General features: G+C 69.6%; 4 protein-coding genes. All 4 read left to right on the forward strand.

Going from position 1 to position 21061, the window contains the following annotated elements; genetic code table 11:
- Positions 1-2170 (forward strand): condensation domain-containing protein (locus tag ACFXN1_RS32830; protein ID WP_379463746.1); only part of this gene is annotated, 2170 nt, incomplete at its 5' end.
- Positions 2167-3012: a 3-hydroxyacyl-CoA dehydrogenase family protein gene (locus ACFXN1_RS32835; protein ID WP_379438393.1), complete on the forward strand. Its 846-nt coding sequence runs from the start codon at positions 2167-2169 to the stop codon at positions 3010-3012. The genes ACFXN1_RS32830 and ACFXN1_RS32835, both read left to right, overlap by 4 nt.
- Complete coding sequence (locus tag ACFXN1_RS32840) at positions 2999-13432, forward strand: amino acid adenylation domain-containing protein (RefSeq protein WP_379438391.1); 10434 nt, start codon at positions 2999-3001, stop codon at positions 13430-13432. The genes ACFXN1_RS32835 and ACFXN1_RS32840 overlap by 14 nt, the downstream gene beginning before the upstream one ends.
- Positions 13429-20991 carry an amino acid adenylation domain-containing protein gene (locus ACFXN1_RS32845; RefSeq protein WP_379438390.1) on the forward strand — a complete coding sequence of 2521 codons (7563 nt, stop codon included), beginning with the start codon at positions 13429-13431 and terminating at the stop codon, positions 20989-20991. Before ACFXN1_RS32840 ends, ACFXN1_RS32845 begins: the two co-directional genes overlap by 4 nt.
- Positions 20992-21061 lie beyond the last annotated feature (70 nt).

Consider the following 21061-nt stretch of genomic DNA (forward strand, 5'->3'; position numbering starts at 1 on the left):
GTTGCGCGCAGTGCTGCGCGAACTGCTGCACGCGGAGACCGAAATCGGGCTGGATGAAGACTATTTCGACGTCGGTGGCAATTCGATCATTGCCGTGCAGTTGGTCGAGCGGGTGGAGGAGGCATTCGGGTTTCGGCCGAAACTGCTCGATGTGTACGAGCGGCCCAAGGTGGCCGAGTTCGCGGACCTGCTGCGGGAAGGGGCGCGCCCGGCGCCCGAGGTGATGCCGGGAGCCCGCGGGCTGCCGGCCATTACGCGCACCGACGAGCTGGTCATGTCGCCCGGGCAGGAACGGATGTGGTTCCACCATCAGCTTGTTCCGGACACCACGCTCTACAACTATCCGGTGGTCAACGTTCTGCGCGGGCCGATCGACGTCGATGCGGTCAAGGGAACATTCGAGGATTTCGCGGAGCGGCACGAACCGCTGCGCTACAACCTCGTCGAGGTCGACGGTGTGCCGGCGGTGCGAGTGCGGCCCGCGCTCGGCGAGTTCTTCAGGGTCGTCGATGTGTCCGGTGCCGCCGATTCGATCGCCCGGGCGCGCGAGCTGCTCCGGGAGGCCGCGATCCGGCCGTTCGATCTGGGCCGCGACCCCATGGTGCGGGTGCTGGTGGTCGAGCTCGCTCCGGATATGCATGTGCTGCAGGTGGTGTGCCATCACTGCGTCACCGACGGCCAGACGCCGGGGATTCTCGCGCGGGAGATTCCGGTGCTCTATGCCGCCCGGCGGGAGGGGCGCCCGGCCGAGCTGGAACCGCTGCCGATCCGCTACCGCGACTACGCGCGCTGGCACCGCGAGCTGCTCGACTCCGGCGCGCTCGCGCACGAGCTCGAATACTGGACGCACATGCTGCGTGGCGCGCCGAAACTGCGGCTGCCCACCGACTTCCCGCGACCGGCGCGCAAGACGTTCGCCGGTGAGCTGGAGCCGTTCACGGTGCCGGCGACGCTGCTCGCCGCGGCCCGCACGGTCGCGAAGCGGGAGTCGGTGTCGCTGTTCGTGGTGCTGCTGTCCGCCTTCTATCTGCTGCTCGCCCGGCGCAGTGGTCAGCGCGACCTCGTCGTCGGCACGCCGACCACCGGCCGCACCCGCCGCGAGCTGGAAGGGCTCATCGGCTTCTTCAACAGCACCGTCGCGCTGCGCGCCAACCTCTCCGGTCCCGCGACGCTGGGCGATCTGCTCGAACGAGTGCGTGGAATCGTGCTGGGCGCGCTGGAGAATCAGGAGATCCCATTCGAGCGGGTGGTCAATGCCCTCGACGATCAGCGCGACATGTCGCGCACCCCGATCTTCGATGTGCTCTACGTCCACCAGGACCTCACCGGCGCCGGATCGGTCAACCCGCTCGGCGGCGGGGCGACGGAGTTCTTCGACTCCGAGCACACCATCCACAATGCCTTCGGCGGATTGCCGCCCGGCACAGCAAAATTCGACCTCAGCCTGATCACCTACGATCGCAGCGACGACCTCGACATGCTGGCCTGCTTCGAGTACAGCACCGAGCTGTTCACCCAGCGCACCGCCGCGGGGTTGGCCGCCGCCTACCTCGGGATCCTCACCGAGGTCGTGGAGTCGGCTCCGGATCGGTCGATCGAGGAGCTGCTCGTCACCGTGCCGTCGCCTGCCGGCATGCGGGCGACGGAACAGGCTGTGGCACTGGATATTCCGACAGACCGGCCGCGCGGAACCGGCTCGGCCCGATACACGCCGGGGACGGTGCGCGAGCGGCTCGATGCCGTGCCGGGCGATGCGGATCTGCTCGCCGCCTGGGCGGCACTGCTGAGCTGGTACTCCGGCTCCGATGACGTCGTGGTCGGCTCGGCAGCCGGTACCGCCCGAGTGGACTTCGCCGGCGAACCCACCGGGGCCGAACTGCTGGAACGAACCGCCGCGGAGTTGGCCGCGTCGGCCCAGGGCGACGGCCGTGCCGAGGCCATCTGGTTCGGCGACACCCGGCCGGACACTGCGGAACTGGCGCTCGACCGGGAGTCCGGTGACCGCGCGGTCCTGAAACTGGCTTACGCCACAGAACTTTTCGACGGATCGACGGCGCAGCAGATGCTTTCGGATCTGACCCGGCTGCTGCACGGCCTGCTGGAGACACCGAATGATCCGGTGCCGGACATCGCGATGCGCTGTATCGCGGAAGCGGAGGTGACCCGATGACCGGAGTCGTGGCAGTGATCGGCGCGGGCACCATGGGCGCCGGCATCGCACAGTGCCTCGCGCAGGCGGGACGCGATGTCATTGTGGTCGAACCCGATCCGGCCGCCGTGGAGCGGGCGCGCCGTGGGTTGAACGAAGCGGTGCGCCTGGCGCTGCTGCTGGGCCGCGGTGATCGGCGGACGGCGCTCGAGGCTGCCCGCCGGGTGCGCTGGACCGACCGTCTCGATGACCTCGGCGCGGTCGAGTTCGTCATCGAGTGCGCGGTCGAGCGGATCGAATTGAAAGAGAAGCTCTTCGTCGAACTGGACCGCGTCTGCCCGGCCGACGCCGTGCTCGCCTCCGCGACGTCGGCCATCCCCATCGCCCGGCTGGCCGCCGCGACCGGTCGCCCCGATCGCGTGCTCGGTCTGCATTTCATGAACCCGGCCCCGCTGACCGATGCGGTGGAAGTCGTTCGCGGGGCACAGACCTCGGCCGACACCATGGCGCGCGCCACCGAACTGCTCACCGCTCTCGGCAAGGAATCGCTCGTCGTCGGCGACCGCCCCGGGTTCGTCATCAACCGCCTGCTCATGCTGAGCATCGCGCAAGCCGCCGCCACCCTCGACACCGGTACCGACGCCGCGACGGTGGACGCCCTCTTCGAACGCTGCCTCGGCCATCGCATGGGTCCGCTGCGCACCGCCGACCTGATCGGCCTGGACAACGTGGCCGACACCATCGAGGTGCTGCGGCGCGAGACCGGCGAGGAGCACTACCGCATTCCGCCCGCGCTCGCGACGCTCGTCGCCGCGGGACATTTCGGCCGCAAGACCGGACAAGGATTCCATGACTATCGTTGAGACCACCCGCACCGCGACGACCGGACCGCAGGTCCCGAGCGATGCGCAACGCGCCGCCCTCGCGGCCGGTGATCGCTATGTCGACCTCTACATCGAACTGACCGGCCGGGTGGACGCGGAGCTGCTGCGTCAGGCGATCGACACCGTGATGACGGAATGCCCGGTGCTGCACAGTGGGTTCCGTGCCGACGCCGGTGCGATCCAGGTGTGCGAGAACCCGCCCGTGCCGACCGCCGTGCTCAGCGTCGACGGGAGCGGTGCGGGAGATTTCGTCGCCGAGTGGATCGCCGAAGAACGTGCGTGCCGAATGGATATCGCGCACGGGCCGCTGTACCGGCAGGCCGTCTTCCGATTCCCGGATGGCCGGCTCGGCTGGTATCAGCGCTATCACCGCCTGGTCAACGACCAGCCGGGAGCGCTTGCGATTCTCGCCCGGGTGCGTGATCTCCTGGACGGCGCGCCCACGACTCCCGGGGCGAATCCACCGTTCGGTACGACAGCCGACCAGCTGGAAAATGAACGCCGATACCGCGAATCGGGCGCGTGGTCCGCCGACCGGGACTACTGGGAGCAAACTCTCGCCGACGCCGCCCGGCCCGAACCTCCCGCCGCGGGTATCGCGCGTCCTACCGGCGGTACTCCGGGTGAGGCGGTCTGGGCTGCGGTGGGAGCATCGGCGGAACTCACCAGGGCCGCGCGTGTGTGCGGGGCCGGTGCGCCCGCGGTGGTGCTGGCCGCGTTGGCCGTCTACGCGTCTCGCTTGGCGTCCGCGGGGGAGTGCGTGGTCGCACTCGATACCGGGGAAACCACTGTGCCGCTGCGGATTCTGGTCACGGCCCAGGCCGGGTTCTACGCGATCGCCAAACAGGTGGGGCGGGAGCTGCGCAAGGCACGGCGACTCAGGTTCATTCCCGATATCGATGAGCCCTGGGCGAATTCGCCGGTGCAGGGGCAGTGGCCGCTCGCGGTACGAATGCTCGGCGGTGCCGTGATCGACGGCTTCGGCACGGCAGCGGTGACCGAGTGTTTCGGGGGCGGGGACGAGTTCACCGTATGCGTCGATGATCAGGCGGCCGGTGGCTGGCGGATTGCCGTTCCCGGAGCGCATCGTTCGCACCGCGACCGGCTGATTCGGCTGCTGGAGCAGTTGGTCCGTACGCCGCATGCGCCCATCGCCCGGATCGATATCGCCGCCTCGGGGGAGATCGAGCGCCTCATCGGCAGTCCCCCCGCCGACGTGGTCACGGCGTCCACGACACTCGCGGCTCTGTTCACCGAGCAGGCGGCCCGGTCGCCCGAGGCGGTGGCGATCGTCGGACGCGAAACCCGCATGACCTACGCGGACCTGCACACCGACTCGAATCGCCTGGCGCGCAAGCTGATTACCCTCGGCATCGGGCCGGAACAAGTGGTGGCGCTCGCTTTCGGGCCATCGGCCGAACAGATCCTCGCGGTGCACGCGGTGCTGGCAACCGGTGCCGCGTACCTGCCGCTGGACCCGGAGCATCCGCGTTCGCGTCATGCCCAGGTGCTCGACATCGCGCAGCCGGTGTGCGTCCTCACCACGCGGCGGGACGGATTCGACGATCCCGATGGCGTCCGGGTGATCCACATCGACGAACTCGACCTGGCCGCCGAGTCGGGTGCCACGGTCACCGATGACGACCGCATCGCCCCGCTGCGTCCGGAAAACCTGGCGTACGTGCTGTTCACGTCCGGCTCCACCGGGCAGCCGAAGGGCGTGGGCGTCACCCACGCGGCCGTCTGCACTCATCTCGCCTGGATGCAGCACCTGCACCGCCTCGACGACGCCGACACCGTCGTGCGCAAGACCGCCCTGACGTTCGACGTCTCGGCCTGGGAAGTGCTGTGGCCGTTCACCGTCGGTGCCCGGCTCGTAGTCGACGGATCGGGTGCGCACGGCGATCCGAACGCGCTGGCCAGAGCGATCATCGAGCACGATGTCACCACGGTGCAGTTCACGCCGTCCACGCTCGCGGCGCACCGGCAGGCGGTGGCCGCGCCGATGCCACCGAGTGTGCGTCGCATACTGCTCGCCGGTGAGGCGCTCACGCCCGCACTCGCCGCGGCGCTGCCGACTGTCGCTCCGGGCGCGCGCTACGACAATCTCTACGGTCCGACCGAGGCGACAATCGCCGTCACCCGGCACGCGATCGGCGCGAACGACACTGCCGCGGTACCCATCGGAGCACCTGCGTGGCATGTCCGTGCCCACGTGCTGGACGCCTTTCTCATGCCGGTTCCGGCGGGCGTGCCGGGCGAGCTCTATCTCGGTGGCGCGACGCTCGCGCGCGGCTATGTGCGCCGGGCGGGGCACACCGCCGCACGTTTCATCGCCGACCCGTTCGGTGATGCCGGGCAGCGGCTCTACCGCACCGGTGACATCGTGCGGTCGACCGGTCACGGCGAGCTGGAGTACCTCGGCCGCAGCGACTTCCAGGTGAAGCTGCGCGGCGTGCGCATCGAACTCGGCGAGCTCGAATCGGTGCTCGCCGCACAGGAATCCGTGGCGCAGGCAGTTGCCATCGTTCAGGACGCCGACCATACCGGTGGGGCCGGTGGTCGCCTGATCGCCTACGTCACCCCGGCCGCCGGGCACACCATCGATCCGGACGCTCTGGACCAGCGGTTGCGTGCGGTACTGCCCAGGCACCTGGTGCCCGCCGTGATCATCGGTCTTCCCGAGCTGCCGGTGAACCGTTCCGGCAAGGTGGATCGAAAGGCCCTGCCCGCACCCGATGTCGAGACGGTGGCCTTCCGGGCCCCGCGCACCGACACCGAAACCGCGCTCGCTGCCGCCTACGCCGAGGTGCTCGGCCGGGACCGCATCGGTGTCGACGACTCCTTCTTCGGGCTCGGCGGCGACAGCATCATGTCGATCCTGCTGGTGTCGCGGGCACGCTCGCGCGGTATCGCGGTGACCGCGCAACAGGTCTACGAGCACCGCACCGTCGCCCGCCTGGCGGCCATCGCCGAAACCGCGGGCGGAGAGGAGATTCCGCCGCTCGCCGAACTGCCCGGCGGCGGTGTCGGCGAACTGCCGCTCAACCCGATCCTCCGGTTCATGGTCGAGCGCGGCGGCACCTTCGATCGTTTCTGCCAGTCCATGACCCTGGACCTGCCGACCGGAATCGACCGCGGCGCACTGGTTTCCACCCTCTCCGCGGTCGTCGATCACCACGACATGCTGCGCTCGCGGCTCTACCGCGACGGCTCGGGGGACTGGCATGCGCGGGTCACGCCGCCGGGCAGCGTCGATGTGGACTCCCTCATCCACCAGGTTGCCTATGCCGCCGACCTCGCCGGTGAGGAACTCCGGGCACTCGCCGAAGCCGAACTGAACTCGGCCATCGACCGGATCGACCCGTCCGCCGGCGCGGTACTGCGGTTCGTCTGGCTGACACCGGATTCGGGCACCGCCCCCGGAATGCTCGTCATCGCCGCGCACCACATCGCCGTCGACGGCGTTTCCTGGCGAATCCTGTTGCCCGACTTCATTGCCGCGTGGGCCGCGGTCGCGGCGGGGAACACCCCGCGGCTGCCCGCGGTCGGAACATCCATGCGCCGATGGGCGCACGCCCTCGTCGACGCCGCGCACACCGAGGCGCTCACCGCCGAGCTGCCGCTGTGGCGCGAGATCGTCGAGGGCCCGGCGCCGTCCTTCGGCGAGCGGCCCTTCGATCCACACCGCGATATGGCAGCCGACGTGGCGCACACCTTCGTCGAACTCGACGAACGCGATACCGCCGCCATCCTCACCGTCATTCCGGACCGCTACCGGGCCCGCGTCGCGGACGCGCTGCTGACGGCGCTCGCGCTGGCGGTGACGCGCTGGCGGTCGCGGCGCGGCGAGGACGAGCGGTCGGTGCTGCTGCGCCTGGAAGGCCATGGCCGCGAACAGGACGCCGTGCCCGGGACGGAACTGTCGCGCACCGTCGGCTGGTTCACCTCCATCGTCCCGGCACGGCTGGACCTGACCGGAGTGGATCTCGACGACGCCTTCGGCGGCGGCCCGGCCATGGGAGTCGCCCTCAAGGCCGTCAAGGAACAGCTGCGGGCAGCGCCGCACAATGGCCTCGGCTACGGCCTGCTCAGATACCTGAACGAGGACACCGCCGCCGCACTGCCGCCGGGCGAGCCGGGGGAGATCTCGTTCAACTACTTCGGGCACATCGCCGGCCTCGACATTCCGGAGGAACTCGCCGGAATCGGCTTCCTGCCCTCCACCGAATTCGGCATGCTGGCCGTTCGTCCCGACGCCGGCCGTGGCGCGCTGGGTGCGGTGGAAGTGGATTCCATTGTCCTCGGCCACCGCCTGGTGACCGGCTTCGGCTATGCGCGTGGCATATTCGGCGAGGCCGCGGGCGAGGAACTGGTCGAGCTGTGGCGTGCGGCGCTCGGCGCCGTGGCGCGGCACGCGCGCGATCCCCGTACCAGCGGCGGACACACCCCGTCCGACTTCCCCCTCGTGTCCGTCACACAGGGCGATATCGACGTCTGGGAACAGCGGTACCCGACGCTGAGCGAGGTGTGGCCGACGACGCCGCTGCAGTCCGGCATGATGTTCCACGCCCTGTTCGATCCGGACGCGGTCGACGTGTACACGGTGCAGCTCGTGCTGGGCCTGGAGGGCGTGGTCGACGCGTCGCGGCTGCGGTCGGCCGCGGCGGCCGTGCTGGAGCGACATGCCAACCTGCGCACCGCCTTCGAGGTGGACGCCGCCGGGACGCCCGTCCAGATCGTCACCGGTGATGTGGTCCTGCCCTGGCGCGAGGTCGACCTGTCCGGGGCGACCGGCGCCGGCGAGCGCCTGCTCGCCGCCGAACGGACGATGCCGTTCGACCTCACCGCCCCGCCGCTGCTGCGCTTCCTGCTTCTCCGTCTCGGCGACGGGCGGACCCGGTTCGCCGTGACCTGCCACCACGTGCTCCTCGACGGTTGGTCCATCCCGCTGCTGCTGCGTGAGATCATGGCCGGTTACGCCGGTTTCGCGGTCGAACCCCCGCCTCCTTACCGCCGCTATGTGGAATGGCTCGCCCGGCAGGACGACTCACGTTCCCGGCGGGTGTGGGCCGAGGCGCTGGCCGGGGTCACCGAGCCGACGCTGCTCGCGGACACCGCCGCGGTGTACGCCCCCACCGGACTGCCCCAGGAGCGGGCGTTCGACCTGGACGAGGCGCAGACCCGGGCGCTGATCGGCCTGGCGGCCGAGTTCGAGGTGACGATCAATACCGTCGTGCAGGCGGCCTGGGCAATCCTGCTCGCGCGCACCACCGATCGCGACGATATCCTCTTCGGCACCACGGTCTCCGGCCGCCCCGCCGACCTCGCGGGTGTCGAGAACATCGTTGGGTTGTTCATCAACACGATCCCGGTGCGCATTCGGCTGGCCCCGGGCGAGTCCGTGGGCGCGCTGCTGCGTCGAGTACAGCGTGAGCAGTTCGAACTCACGGCCCACCACCACCTGGGCCTGCCGGATATCGGCGCACAGACCGATGCCGGTGAGCGGAACCTGTTCGACACGCTGCTGGTCGTCGAGTCCTACCCCGTCGACGAGGCAAAACTGCGGTCGGATGCCCTCGCATTCGCCGGATTGGCGATCGGCGGATTCGAGTCCAGGGAGGCGACGCACTACCCGTTGACGCTGACTGTCCGCCAGACCGATCGCCTGCACCTGCTGGCAGGCTGGTGGCCCGAGCTGCTCGACGCGGAGACCGTGTCACGACTGGGCGAACGGCTGACCCGGGTGCTGGCGGCGCTCGCCGCGAATCCGAATACCGCTGTGGCGGACATCGATCCGATCGGCGAGGCGGAACACCGCCGGGTGCGGGACTGGCAGCGCCCCGCCGCGCCGGTGCCGGACGTGACGCTCGTGGACCTGTTCCGCGCCCGGGCCGCGGTGCGTGCGGATGCCGTCGCGGTGCGATTCGGCGACCGAGTATTGACCTACCGGGACCTCGACGAGGCATCCGATGACCTGGCCTGCGCTCTCGCGGCGCGCGGCGTCGGCGTGGAATCGCTGGTTGCCGTGGGTGTTTCACGGTCGGTGGAGCTGATCGTGACGCTGGTGGGAGTGCTGAAATCGGGGGCGGGCTACGTCCCGCTCGACCTCGGCAATCCGGCGCAACGGCTCGAATTCATTCTCGCTGAAACGAACCCGGTCTGCGTCGTGACCACCGCCGCCGACCGGGCGGCACTGCCCGCGGGCGACCGGCCGTACCTGGTACTCGACAGCGTCGACCGCAGCGGCGGCGAAGTCGCCTCGGTCGCCTCGGGCCCGGACAATGTCGCCTACGTGCTGTACACGTCGGGTTCCACGGGACGTCCCAAGGGCGTGAGCGTGACGCATCGCAATGTCGTCGCCATGCTCGCCGCGACGCGGGATCTGGTCGATACCGACCACACCGATGTGTGGACCATGTTCCACTCGCCCGCCTTCGACTTCTCGGCATGGGAGATGTGGGGAGCGCTCGCGAGTGGTGGCACGCTCGTCATCGCCGACGCCGACGTGACACGTTCACCCGACGAGTTCGCCGAACTCATGGCCCGCGACGGTATTACGGTGCTGAGCCAGACACCCTCGGCCTTCGGCGCACTGCTCGACACCGGCCTGCGCCGCGCCGTCGTGCCCGCGCTACGGCATATCGTGCTCGGCGGCGAAGCCCTGGATCCGCGTCTCCTGCGGGCGTGGTACGACACCGATCCGGCCGGGGAGGTCCGGATCTCGAATCTGTACGGCATCACCGAGGCGACCGTGCACGCCACACACTTCGCGGTGGACCGTGCCCACGCCGGGTCGGCAACTGCCAGCGTTGTCGGTCGTGGCCTACCGGGAATGACTGTGCGCGTGCTGGATTCGTGGCTGCGGCCGACGCCTGTCGGCTCGCGCGGCGAGATCTATCTCGCGGGAGCCCAGCTCGCCCGTGGTTACCGCGCCCGCGCCGCGACCACCGCGGAGCGCTACGTGGCGGATCCGTTCGGTGCACCCGGCACCCGCATGTATCGCACCGGTGATCTGGCGCGCTGGAATGGCGACGGGCAGCTGGAATACCTCGGCCGTAGCGACCAGCAGGTGAAGATTCGCGGCTACCGCATCGAACCGGGGGAGATCGAGGCCGCGCTGCTCGAACACGAGTCGGTGGCCCGGGCGGTCGTCGTGGCCCGGACCGGTGATTCCGGATCGGCACGCCTGATCGCCTACGTGGTACCCGGCACTCATGATGCGCTCGCGGTCGAGACACTGGAAACGCATATCGCACAGCGTGTTCCCGTCTACATGCGACCGGCCGCCATCGTGCCGGTCGATACGCTGCCGCTGACCGGCAACGGCAAGCTCGACGTGGCCGCACTGCCCGACCCCGTCCTGGTGTCGCGCTCGGATCGGGCCCCGCAGACCCCCACCGAACAGGTGGTGGCCGAGCTCTTCACCGAGGTGCTCGGCGTCGACCGGCCGGGTGTGGACGACTCGTTCTTCGCGCTCGGCGGGGACAGCATCATCTCCATTCAGCTGGCCTCGCGGGCGCGGGCTCGCGGCCTGCACTTCACGCCGCGCGAGGTGTTCGAGCGCCGGACCGTGGCCGGGATCGCCGCTGTGGCAAGGACACCGGAGGCGGCTGCCGGCGCGCCGCGCCTGCTGCCCGAATTGCCCGGCGGCGGGATCGGCGCAATGCCGCTGACGCCCGTGGTCCGGTGGCTGACCGAACGTGGCGGCGGCTTCCGCCGGGTCGATCAGACCGTCACCGTCGAACTGCCCGCTCGGACCGGGCACGACGCCCTGATCCAGGCCGTCTCGGCGCTGATCGACCGCCATGACATGTTGCGCAGCAGGCTGTTCCGCGACGACTCCGGCGAATGGCGACTCGAAACCATGCCGACGCATGCGCTGGACGCGTCGGAACTGGTGCACCGCGGCACCTTCGAGGATGCCGCGGACGCCGATACCCTGCGAGAGCTCATCGCCGCGGAACTCGACGCCGCGCTGGATCGCCTCGATCCGGCCGCCGGGGTGATGGCGCAGTTCGTCCGGCTCGATGCCGAGCGGGGGAGCGTGCCGGGTCGGCTGATCATCTCCGTGCACCATCTCGCCGTCGACGGCGTGTCCTGGCGCATCCTGCTGCCCGACCTGTTCGCGGCCCTCGCGAATGCCGCGAGTGGCGTCGTGCCGCGGCTGGATCCGGTCGGAACCTCCATGCGCCGCTGGGCGCACAGCCTGGTCGACGCCGCGCACGCACCGGATCGGGTCGCCGAGCTCGATTTCTGGCGGCAGGTCTGCGCGACACCGGATCCCCTGCTGGGCTCCCGGCCGCTGGACCCCGCCGTCGATACCGCCGCCCGGCTCGCGACGGTCGAAGTCACCGCGGACGAAACGGTGACCGAGGCGCTCGTGCGGACCGTTCCCGCACGCTTCCATGCGGGTGCCGACGAGGTCCTGATCGCCGCGCTGGCCGTCGCGCTCGCGGTCTGGCGTGCCCGGCGGGGCAGGCACGCTCCGGTCTCGCTGCTGCGGGTGGAAGGCCACGGGCGCGAGGAACAGGTCGCGCCGGGCGCGGACCTGTCCCGCACCGTCGGCTGGTTCACCTCGCTGTACCCGGTTCGGCTCGATATCGGTGGGATCGATATCGAGGCGGCATTGGCTGGGACCGATGCGACCGGTGCCCTGCTCAAGACGATCAAGGAACAGCTGCGTGCCATCCCCGATCACGGAATCGGCTACGGATTGCTGCGCTACCTGAATCCCGGTGCCGCCCAGCAGCTCCCGGCGGCGATGCCCGGGCAGGTCGCCTTCAACTACCTGGGCCGCGTCGACGACCGCGGTGCGGAGGTGCTCGCGACACCGGATGCCGACCCGGACCCGGACCTGCCCGCGGCCGCCGCCATCGAGGTGAACGCGATCGTGACGGGCACCCGGCTGCGCGCCGGATTCACCTATCCCACCACGCTTCTCGACGAGGTGGCGGTCTCGGAGCTGGCGCGGCTGTGGGTGACCGCGCTGGGAGCCATCGCCACGCACGCCCGGGATGAACGCGCGGGCGGGCACACGCCGTCGGACTTCCCGCTGGTGCGGGTGAGCCGTGACGACATCACCGGCTGGGAGCGGGATTACGGCCGGCTCACCGACGTGTGGCCACTCACACCGCTGCAGTCGGGGTTGTTGCTCCACGCTGTCATGGCCATGCCGTCCGCTTCCGGCGTCGCCGACGTCTACAACGTGCAGACGGTGGTGCGACCCGGTGGGGCGATCGACCGCGATCGGCTGCGACGGGCCGGGCAGGACATCCTGCAGCGCCATGCGAACCTGCGCGCGGCCTTCGTCTTCGACGATTCGGGCAAGCCCATGCAGGTGGTGCCCGAAACAGCCGAACTGCCGTGGCGTGAAGTGGATCTGGCCACGGTGGACGATCTCGTGGCGCTGGCGGCACAGGAGCGTGCACGTCGATTCGATCCGGCCCGACCACCGCTGCTGCGCTTCACGCTCGCGCGTGTCGCGGAGGCGGAGCCGGTGCTGATCGTGACCTACCACCACATCCTGTTCGATGGCTGGTCGGTGCCGCTGGTACTGCGCGATCTGCTGGCGCTCTACGCCGGTGTGCCGCTGCGCGCGCCGGACGGATCCTTCCGCGACTACCTCGCCTGGAACCACGACCGGGACGCGGCCGCATCCACTCGGGCCTGGCAGCGAGCCCTGGACGGTGTGGCCGAGCGGACCCTGGTCGCCCCGCCCACCCGCTTCCGCGAAAGTACGGTCACGACAGGGGAATACCGGTGGTCTCTCGATGCGGAGACCACCGGCGCACTCGTCGTGACCGCCGCCGACATCGGTGTCACTGTCAACACCGTGGTGCAGGTGGTCTGGGCAATTCTGCTGGGGCGCAGGCTCGGACGCGGTGACGTGGTCTTCGGCGCGACCGTCTCCGGTCGGCCCGCCGCACTGCCCGGCGTGGAATCCATTGTCGGACTGTTCATCAACACCGTGCCGGTGCGTGTGCAATTCGGTCCGCGCATGCCCGTGGCGGATCTGCTGCGCGCGGTGCAGGTCGAACAGGCCGAAATGATCGAACACCACCAGCTCGGGCTGAGTGAGATCCACGCCGCCGCCGGCCTGCGCGACCTGCTGTTCGACACGGTGCTGGTCTTCGAGTCCTATCCGGTGGACGCCGAGCAACTCACCGCCGCGGTCGCCACCCTCGACGGCGTGACCGGCGGGCGCCTCGAACTCACCGACGCCACCCACTATCCGCTGTCGGTCACCGTCGATCCGGGACTCGAGTTGAGAGTTCGAATCGGTTATCTCCGAGATGTTTTCGATGAGTCACAGGTGGCCGAGATCGGGGCCACCATGCGGGAACTGCTGACCGCCATCGCCCGCCATCCACACTCGACCATCGAGGAGCTAGCATGACCCGGCGCCTACCGCTGACACGTGCGCAGCAACACGTCTGGGTCGCACAGCAACTCGACGCCACCGGGCAGCGTCTGATCGTCGGCGGCTACGTGCAGATTCACGGCGCGCTCGACGAGGAGGTGTTCGAACGGGCACTGCGCCTCGTCACCGCCGGGGCGGAATCATTGCGCGTGCGCTTCGACACCGAGGCCGACGGTTCGCTCGTGCAGGTGGTGGAAGAGGTGCCGGACTGGCCCTTGCACCGCAACAGCTTCCGCGGCGCGGCGGACGCGCACGGGGAGGCGTTGCGGTTCATGGAGGCGGCCCTGCAGCGGCCGTTCGACCTGGGGCGCGCGCCGCTGTTCGAACACCATCTGCTCGATGTGGGCGAGGCGGGCACGCTGTGGTTCATTCGCTCGCATCACGTGGTGCTCGACGGGGCGTCCTCGGCCGCCTTCATCCGGCGTGTCGCCGACACCTACACCGCGCTGCTCGACGGATGTCCGGTGGAGGAATCGGTGTTCGACCGGGTGGCGGATCTGGTCGCCGAGGACGAGCGGTTCCGGACTTCCACGCGGTTCGCGGCCGACCGCGAATTCTGGGCGCAGCGGCTCGCCATCGGCGGGTCCCACGAGCCACCGCAGTTCGCCGCCGCGCCGGCGGCCGCGGACGGCAATCGGTACCTGCGGCAGGCCGGAGTGCTCGCCGAAGCCGAGTGGAAGACACTGCGCGCCCGGGCGGATGCCACCGGGACCCCGTGGCCGGTGTGGATGCTCGCCGCCATCGCGCTGCTGTTGCACGCGGATTCGGGCACGCGCACGGTCACTGTCGGTTTGGCGGTGCCCGCCAAGCGCTCTCGGCACGCACTCGGTATGACGGCGAACATCCTGCCGCTGCGGATCACGGTCGATCCGGCCGCCACCCTCGGCGAGCTCCTCGCCGCCGTGCGCGCCGAATCCCTGATCATCCTGCGCCACCAGCGTTTCCAGTACGGCGATATGCTCGCCGACCTGGGCGGGAGCGGGCTCCAAGGCGGCATCCTCGGGCCCACCGTCAATGTGATGCCCATGCAGAAGGATCTGCGCTTCGGATCCGAATCCGCCTCCCTGCGGCATTTGGCGGCCGGACGCTCCGACAATCTGAACATCAGCGTCTACGACAACGGCGATCCGGCGCTGTCGGTGGTGCTGGAATCGACGACGCTGCGGTACTCCGAGCGCGACCTCGCCGCGCACCACCACCGGCTCACCGAGACCGTTGCCGCCCTGGCCGTGGCCCCGGAGGAACTCCCGCTCGGCATGCTGCGGCCCACACCGGATCCGGCCGGGCCCTCGGTCACCGACGAGGTAGCCGAAACACTCGTCGATCGATTCGACCGCATGGTGGCCGCGAACGGTGGGGCCGTCGCCGTGGTGCACGGCGACGAGCAGCTCACCTATGCCGAGCTCGACGAGCGGGCTCGCAGACTGGCCCGGATCATTACCGGATACGGCGTCGGCCCGGGGGAATTCGTCGGCCTCGCACTACCGCGCTCCATGGATCTGATCGTCGCCATCATCGCGGTGCTGCGCGCGGGTGCGGCCTATGTACCGCTCGATCCGAGCTATCCGCCGGGACGGCTGCGTGCGGTCCTCGACGATGCCGCACCGGCGCTCGTACTCACCGGTGCCGGAGTCGAACTCCCGGAGGGGATCTCGGCCGCGCCCGTCCTGCGCATCGGGGACCCGTTGCAGGTCGTTCCGAGCGAACACGCTGTGCCGCGGTCGCCGCAATTGCCTGCCTACGTGATTCACACCTCCGGAACGACCGGCCGCCCGAAGGGCGTGGTCGTCACACACGCGAATGTGGTCCGGCTGCTCACCGCGACCCGGCCGTGGTTCGAGTTCGGGCCCGATGATGTCTGGACCCTTTTCCACTCCGCCGCATTCGACTTCTCGGTGTGGGAGATCTGGGGAGCGCTGGGCCACGGCGGCAAGCTGGTCATCGTCGACGCCGAGACAGCCCGATCGCCGCGTGAATTTCTCGAACTGCTGGTGACGCAACGAGTCACGGTGCTCAATCAGACGCCTTCCGCCTTCGGCATGCTGGTCGACGCCGAGGCGAGCCGGCGGGCCGAAAGTGACCGGCTCGCACTGCGTTACGTGCTGTTCGGCGGTGAGCCGGTGGAGCCGTGGCGGCTGGCCGAGTGGTGGGCGCGGCATGATCCGCGGGCGCCGCGCCTGGTCAATATGTACGGCATTACCGAGACGACGGTGTTCACCACCGGAACGCCGCTGACCGGTGTCGCGTCGGCCGGCGAAATCGGCACGGCTATACCGGATCTGGCCGTGTACATCCTCGACGCCGCGCTGCGACCCGCCGCCCCCGGGGTGCCGGGTGAGCTCTACGTAGCCGGTCCCGGCGTCACCGCGGGATATCTGCGTCAGCCGGGCCGCACCGCCGTGCGCTTCACGGCCGATCCCTTCGGCGGACCCGGCGCCGTCATGTATCGCAGCGGCGATGTGGCGCGGTGGACCGAGGACGGGACACTCGAATACCTCGGGCGAGCCGACCGGCAGGTGAAGATCCGTGGCTTCCGCATCGAACCGGGCGAGATCGAGGCCGCCCTGTGCGCACTCCCGGCGGTGCGTGCGGCGGTGGTGCTGGTCGTGGAACACCGGCCGGGCGACCGGCGGCTGGCCGCCTATGTCGCCGGCCCGGGTATCGATATCGGCGCGGTGCGCACCGCGATCGCCGAACGGCTTCCCGCACATGCTGTTCCGTCCATCATCGTGGCGGTCGACGCCATCCCGACGACCTCCAACGGCAAGATCGACGAACGCGCTCTGCGCGCGCTCACCATTGATGGCACGGCACCCGCCGACGGTGGTTCGCCGCGTGGCGATGCCGAGGCACGGCTGCGCCCCGTGTTCGAGGAAGTGCTCGGGCACAAGGGTTTCGGCGTCGACGACGGTTTCTTCGCCATCGGCGGGGACAGCATCCTCGCCATCCGGCTGTCGGACCGGGCCCGTGCTGCCGGGCTCGCGATCACACCGCGGGATGTGTTCGAACACCAGAGTATTCGTGCGCTGGCGCGCACGGTCGGGATGCCTCCGCCGGTGCCCGCCCGGGCGGCGGTGAGCCCGCTCGCCATGCGCGACGGCCGTACCTTCCTGCCCGCGACGCCCTTGCAGGCCGGGCTGTTGTTCCACTCGCTGTACCAGGGCGGGGAAGGCGAGGACCCCTATCTCATACAGGTTGTGCTGACGGTGGACGGCCCGATCGACGCGGAGCGGCTGAGCGCTGCCCTGCGCGCGGTGCTCGATCGACATCCGCACCTGCTGGGCCGGTTCGTCGTGGATGGCGATATGCCGGAATACGAGATTCGCGCTGACATCGAGTTGCCCTGGCGGGTAGTGGATCTCGACGATCCGACTTCGGGCCGGCGTGACGAGGCGCTGGAGCGGGTGCGCGCCGAGGACGCGCACCCGGAGCCGCTGGTGGGTCCGCTGCTCACGGTCACTCTCGTTCGCACCGGGCCGAACTCCGCCACCCTGCTGGTGACACACCACCATGCGCTGCTCGACGGCTGGTCGCTGGGCATCCTGCTCCGTGAACTGCTGCTGGGCTACCGCGGCCTCGAATTGCCCGCTGCCACACCGTTCACCGCATTCCTCGAATGGTCCGCGGCGCAGGACCGCGACGGTGCTCGCCGGGCCTGGGCCCAGGCCCTCACCGGAGCCGAACCGTGCAAGGTCGCGCGGGCCGACCAGCGGCGGTGGCGGAGGCCCGAGGAGCGCAGCTTCATCCTGCCCGCCGCCACGGTCACCGCGCTGCGCGAACAGGCCGCGGCGCACGGGCTGACGCTCAACTCGATGATCCAGGCGCTGTGGGCGCTGGTGATGTCGAATCTGACCGGAAGCGATGACGTCGTCTTCGGCATCACCGTCTCCGGCCGCGATGGCGGTGATCTGGACGGCGCCGTCGGACTGCTCATGAATACCGTGCCGCTGCGGGTGCGCTCGCGCATGTCGGAGACGCCGATCGAACTCGCGGTCCGGATTCAGCGGGAACGCGTGGCGTTGATGGAGCACGACCATCTCGGGCTGCCCGACATCCTGGCGGCGGCGAGCGCGAGCGACCTGTTCGACACCTCGCTCGTCTTCGAGAACTTCCCCATCGATACCGCTCTGCTCGACGATCCGGACGCGGACCTGCGGGTGACCTCCGTGAATGTTGTCGGCGGAACACATTTCCCGCTGACCGTCATCGTGGAGCCCGCTGCGGGGGCGCTGACCTTCCGAATCGCGGTGCAGCTCGAACAGGTCGATGCCCTCACCGAGGTCGACGAGCTGTGGTCGCGCATCCTCGTCGCCGCGGCGGCGCTCACCGCACCGCGGCAGTCCCCGGTGGGCCGGCTCGACCTGCTGCCGCCCGCGCACCGCGCCGAACTGCTCGCCGCCGGACGCGGCGCGACGGCCGATATCGAGAATGGCGGGCTCGCACAGTGTTTCGAGTCGACCGTACGGGCGCACGCACACGATGTCGCGCTCTGGTGCGACGGTGCGGAGCTCACCTACGTCGAGTTGAACGCGCGCGCCAATCAGGTCGCTCGCTGGCTGCGCGCCCGTGGTGCGGGACCGGGCGTGCCGATCGGCATCGCATTGCCGCGCTCGGTCGATCTCGTGGTCGTTTTTCTCGCCATCGCCAAGTTGGGCGCGGTATGCGTACCGCTCAGCGACCGCTACCCGCCCGCGCACGTGCGGCGGCTGCTGGCGTTCACCGGTGCCGAACTGGTGATACATGAACTCGACGGTGCGGCAACCGAGTTCGACGACAGCGATCTCGGCGTCGCCGTGCCGGCCGATACCGTGGCCACGCTCATGTTCACCTCCGGATCGACCGGTGCGGCCAAGGGCGTGGAGGTCACCCACCGCAATATCGTGACGCGCGCCCGCGATCGGATCGGCCGGGACGACGGGCATCAGCGGATGCTGATGCATCTGCCCTACACCTGGGACATGGTGGTGTGGGAGATGTGGCTGCCGCTGCTCAATGGTCACACCGTGGTGCTCGCGCGCTCCGGCGTCCTCGATGTGCACGACTACAGCGAGGTACTGCGCGCTGGCCGGGTCACCTCGATCATGCTGTCGCCGGGCCTGTTTCACATACTGGCCGAGCAAATTCCGAACGAGCTCGCCGCATTGCGGATGATCGCGTCCGCCGGTGATGTGCTGCCGCCGCACGCCGCCGCGGCCGTACGGCGCGGCGAGCACCCACCCGTGGTGAGAAATCTGTACGGGCCGGTCGAAGCGACCAGCTTCGTGCTCAGCTTTGCGCTCCCGGACGACATGTCGCCGGACCGGCCGGTCCCGGTCGGACGCCCGGCCGACAATACCCGTGTCGCGGTACTGGACTCGGCGCTGCGACCGGTACCCGCCGGGGTCACCGGTGAGATCTACCTGTCCGGCGCGGGACTCGCCAACGGCTACCACCGCGAACCGGCGCGCACCGCGGAGCGGTTCGTCGCCGACCCGTTCGACGCCGCCGGTGGGCGGATGTACCGCACCGGTGATCTCGGGCGCTGGGATACCGCCGGCCTGCTGCATTTCCTCGGCCGTGCCGATCGGCAGTTGAAGGTCAACGGTTTTCGCGTCGAACCGGGAGAGGTAGAGGCGGCCATCCTGCGCGAGCCCGGCATCACCGCGGCGATCGTCACGGCGCGCCGGGCCGCGAGCGGACAGTCGCTCATCGCCCACCTCGTAGGGGACGGCGCCGTCGATACCGCCGCATTGCGCACCCGGCTGGCCACAACCCTGCCCTCGTATCTGGTGCCCTCGGCCATCGTGGCCATGGACGAATTGCCGCTGACCCCCATCGGCAAGCTCGATGTCGGCGCGCTGCCCATGCCCGTGGCCGGTGAGCGCGTTCCCGTTCGCACACCACGGCAGCAGGTCATCGCGACCACGTTCGCGCGAGCGCTGGGTGTGGTGGAAGTCGGACTCACCGATGACTTCCTCGCGCTCGGCGGCAACTCGCTGTCCGCGATCCGCATAGTCGCGGGCTTGCGGTCCGCGCTCGGAGTCGCGGTGTCACTGCGTGATCTGTTCGAATCGCCGACCGTCGCCGCCCTCGACCAGACCCTCGAACGCCGCGGAACCGGGGATCTCCCGCACAGCCCCCTGTCACTCGGGACAGTCGACATCGCCGCCGTGCGCCGAACGGACCCGATCCCGCTCACGCCCATCCAGCAGGGGCTGTGGACCGTGAATTATCTCAGCGGCAACCGCCCCGACTATCTGATCACCACCGGACTCGAACTGCACGGTCCGCTCGACATCCCGGCGGTGGGAGCGGCCGTGAATGATCTGGTCGAACGGCACGAAATCCTGCGCACCGTGCTGCCGTACGTCCTGGACGGTCCCATCCAACGCATCCTGCCGATCGAGTCCGCACGGCCGGACTTCCGGGTTGTGGATATCTCCAGCGGCGAAAACGTCGATAGTGCAATCGATTCCGAGCTGCGACGGGGCTTCGACCTCACCACGGAAACACCTCTGCGCATCCGCCTCTACCGCTCGAGCCCCGAGCACCACATCCTGCTCGGCGTAATCCACCATGTCGCCGCCGACGGCGAATCCCTGCCTGTGATCCAGCGGGACCTGCTCACCGCCTACCGTGCCCGTGCTACCGGACAAGCGCCCCAATGGTCCACTGCGGCAACACAGTTCGCAGACTACACACTGTGGTCGAGGCGATTGCTCGAGTCCGGGGACGCGCACGGCCGCCTGCTGGCCCGGCAGGCGCGCTACTGGCGCACCGCACTCGACGGGCTGCCACCAGATCCGGTGCTACCCACTGATCGTCCGCGCGCCGAACGCCGGGAGAACACCGCGGCAGCCGTCCCCGTCCACCTCGACGCGGCCACCCACCGCGCCCTCGCCCGCGCCGCCCGCACCCACCGCGCCAGCATCTACATGCTCGTCCACACCGCCCTCGCCCTCGCCCTGTACGACCGCGGCGCGGGCCCCGACCTGCCCATCGGCGTCGCCCTGAGTGCCCGCGACGCCGAGGGCCTGCAGGACCTGGTCGGCTGCGTAGTCGATACCGCGATCGTCCGCGTCGACCTCTCCGGCGACCCGCCCCACTCCGACCTCGTCCAACAGGTCCGCGAACGGGTTCTCGCCGCCTACGACAACAAGGAGTTCCCGTTCGACAACCTCGTCGAACTCCTCAACCCACCCCGCTCCCGAACCCATCACCCGCTTTTCCAGGTCATGGTCACCTACCTTCGCGGAGCCGAAATCGCCACAGCCGGAGCCGAACTGACCATCCGCCACCGCCCGGTCCCGGTCCGCCACATCCCCTGGGAACTCCTGCTCAACCTGCGTGAGGAGTACACCCCCGATGGCGACCAGGCCGGGATCCACGGCGAAATGGTCTACGCCGCCGAACTCTTCGACCACCCCACCGTCGAATCCATTGTCACCGCGATGACCACCGCCCTGGAGACGCTGTGTACCGAACCGGCGGACACCGCTCACCCGCACCACCGGGCAGAGCTCGGAGACCAGGTCCCACACCACCCCCGTGTGTAGGCCGGCGGCCGATCCGGAGTCGGTGATCTGCGAGTCGCGGCGAGCGCACCCCGGCTGAGGAGCCAGGCGG

Source organism: Nocardia sp. NPDC059154 (genome assembly GCF_042755705.1).
Classification (GTDB): domain Bacteria; phylum Actinomycetota; class Actinomycetes; order Mycobacteriales; family Mycobacteriaceae; genus Nocardia.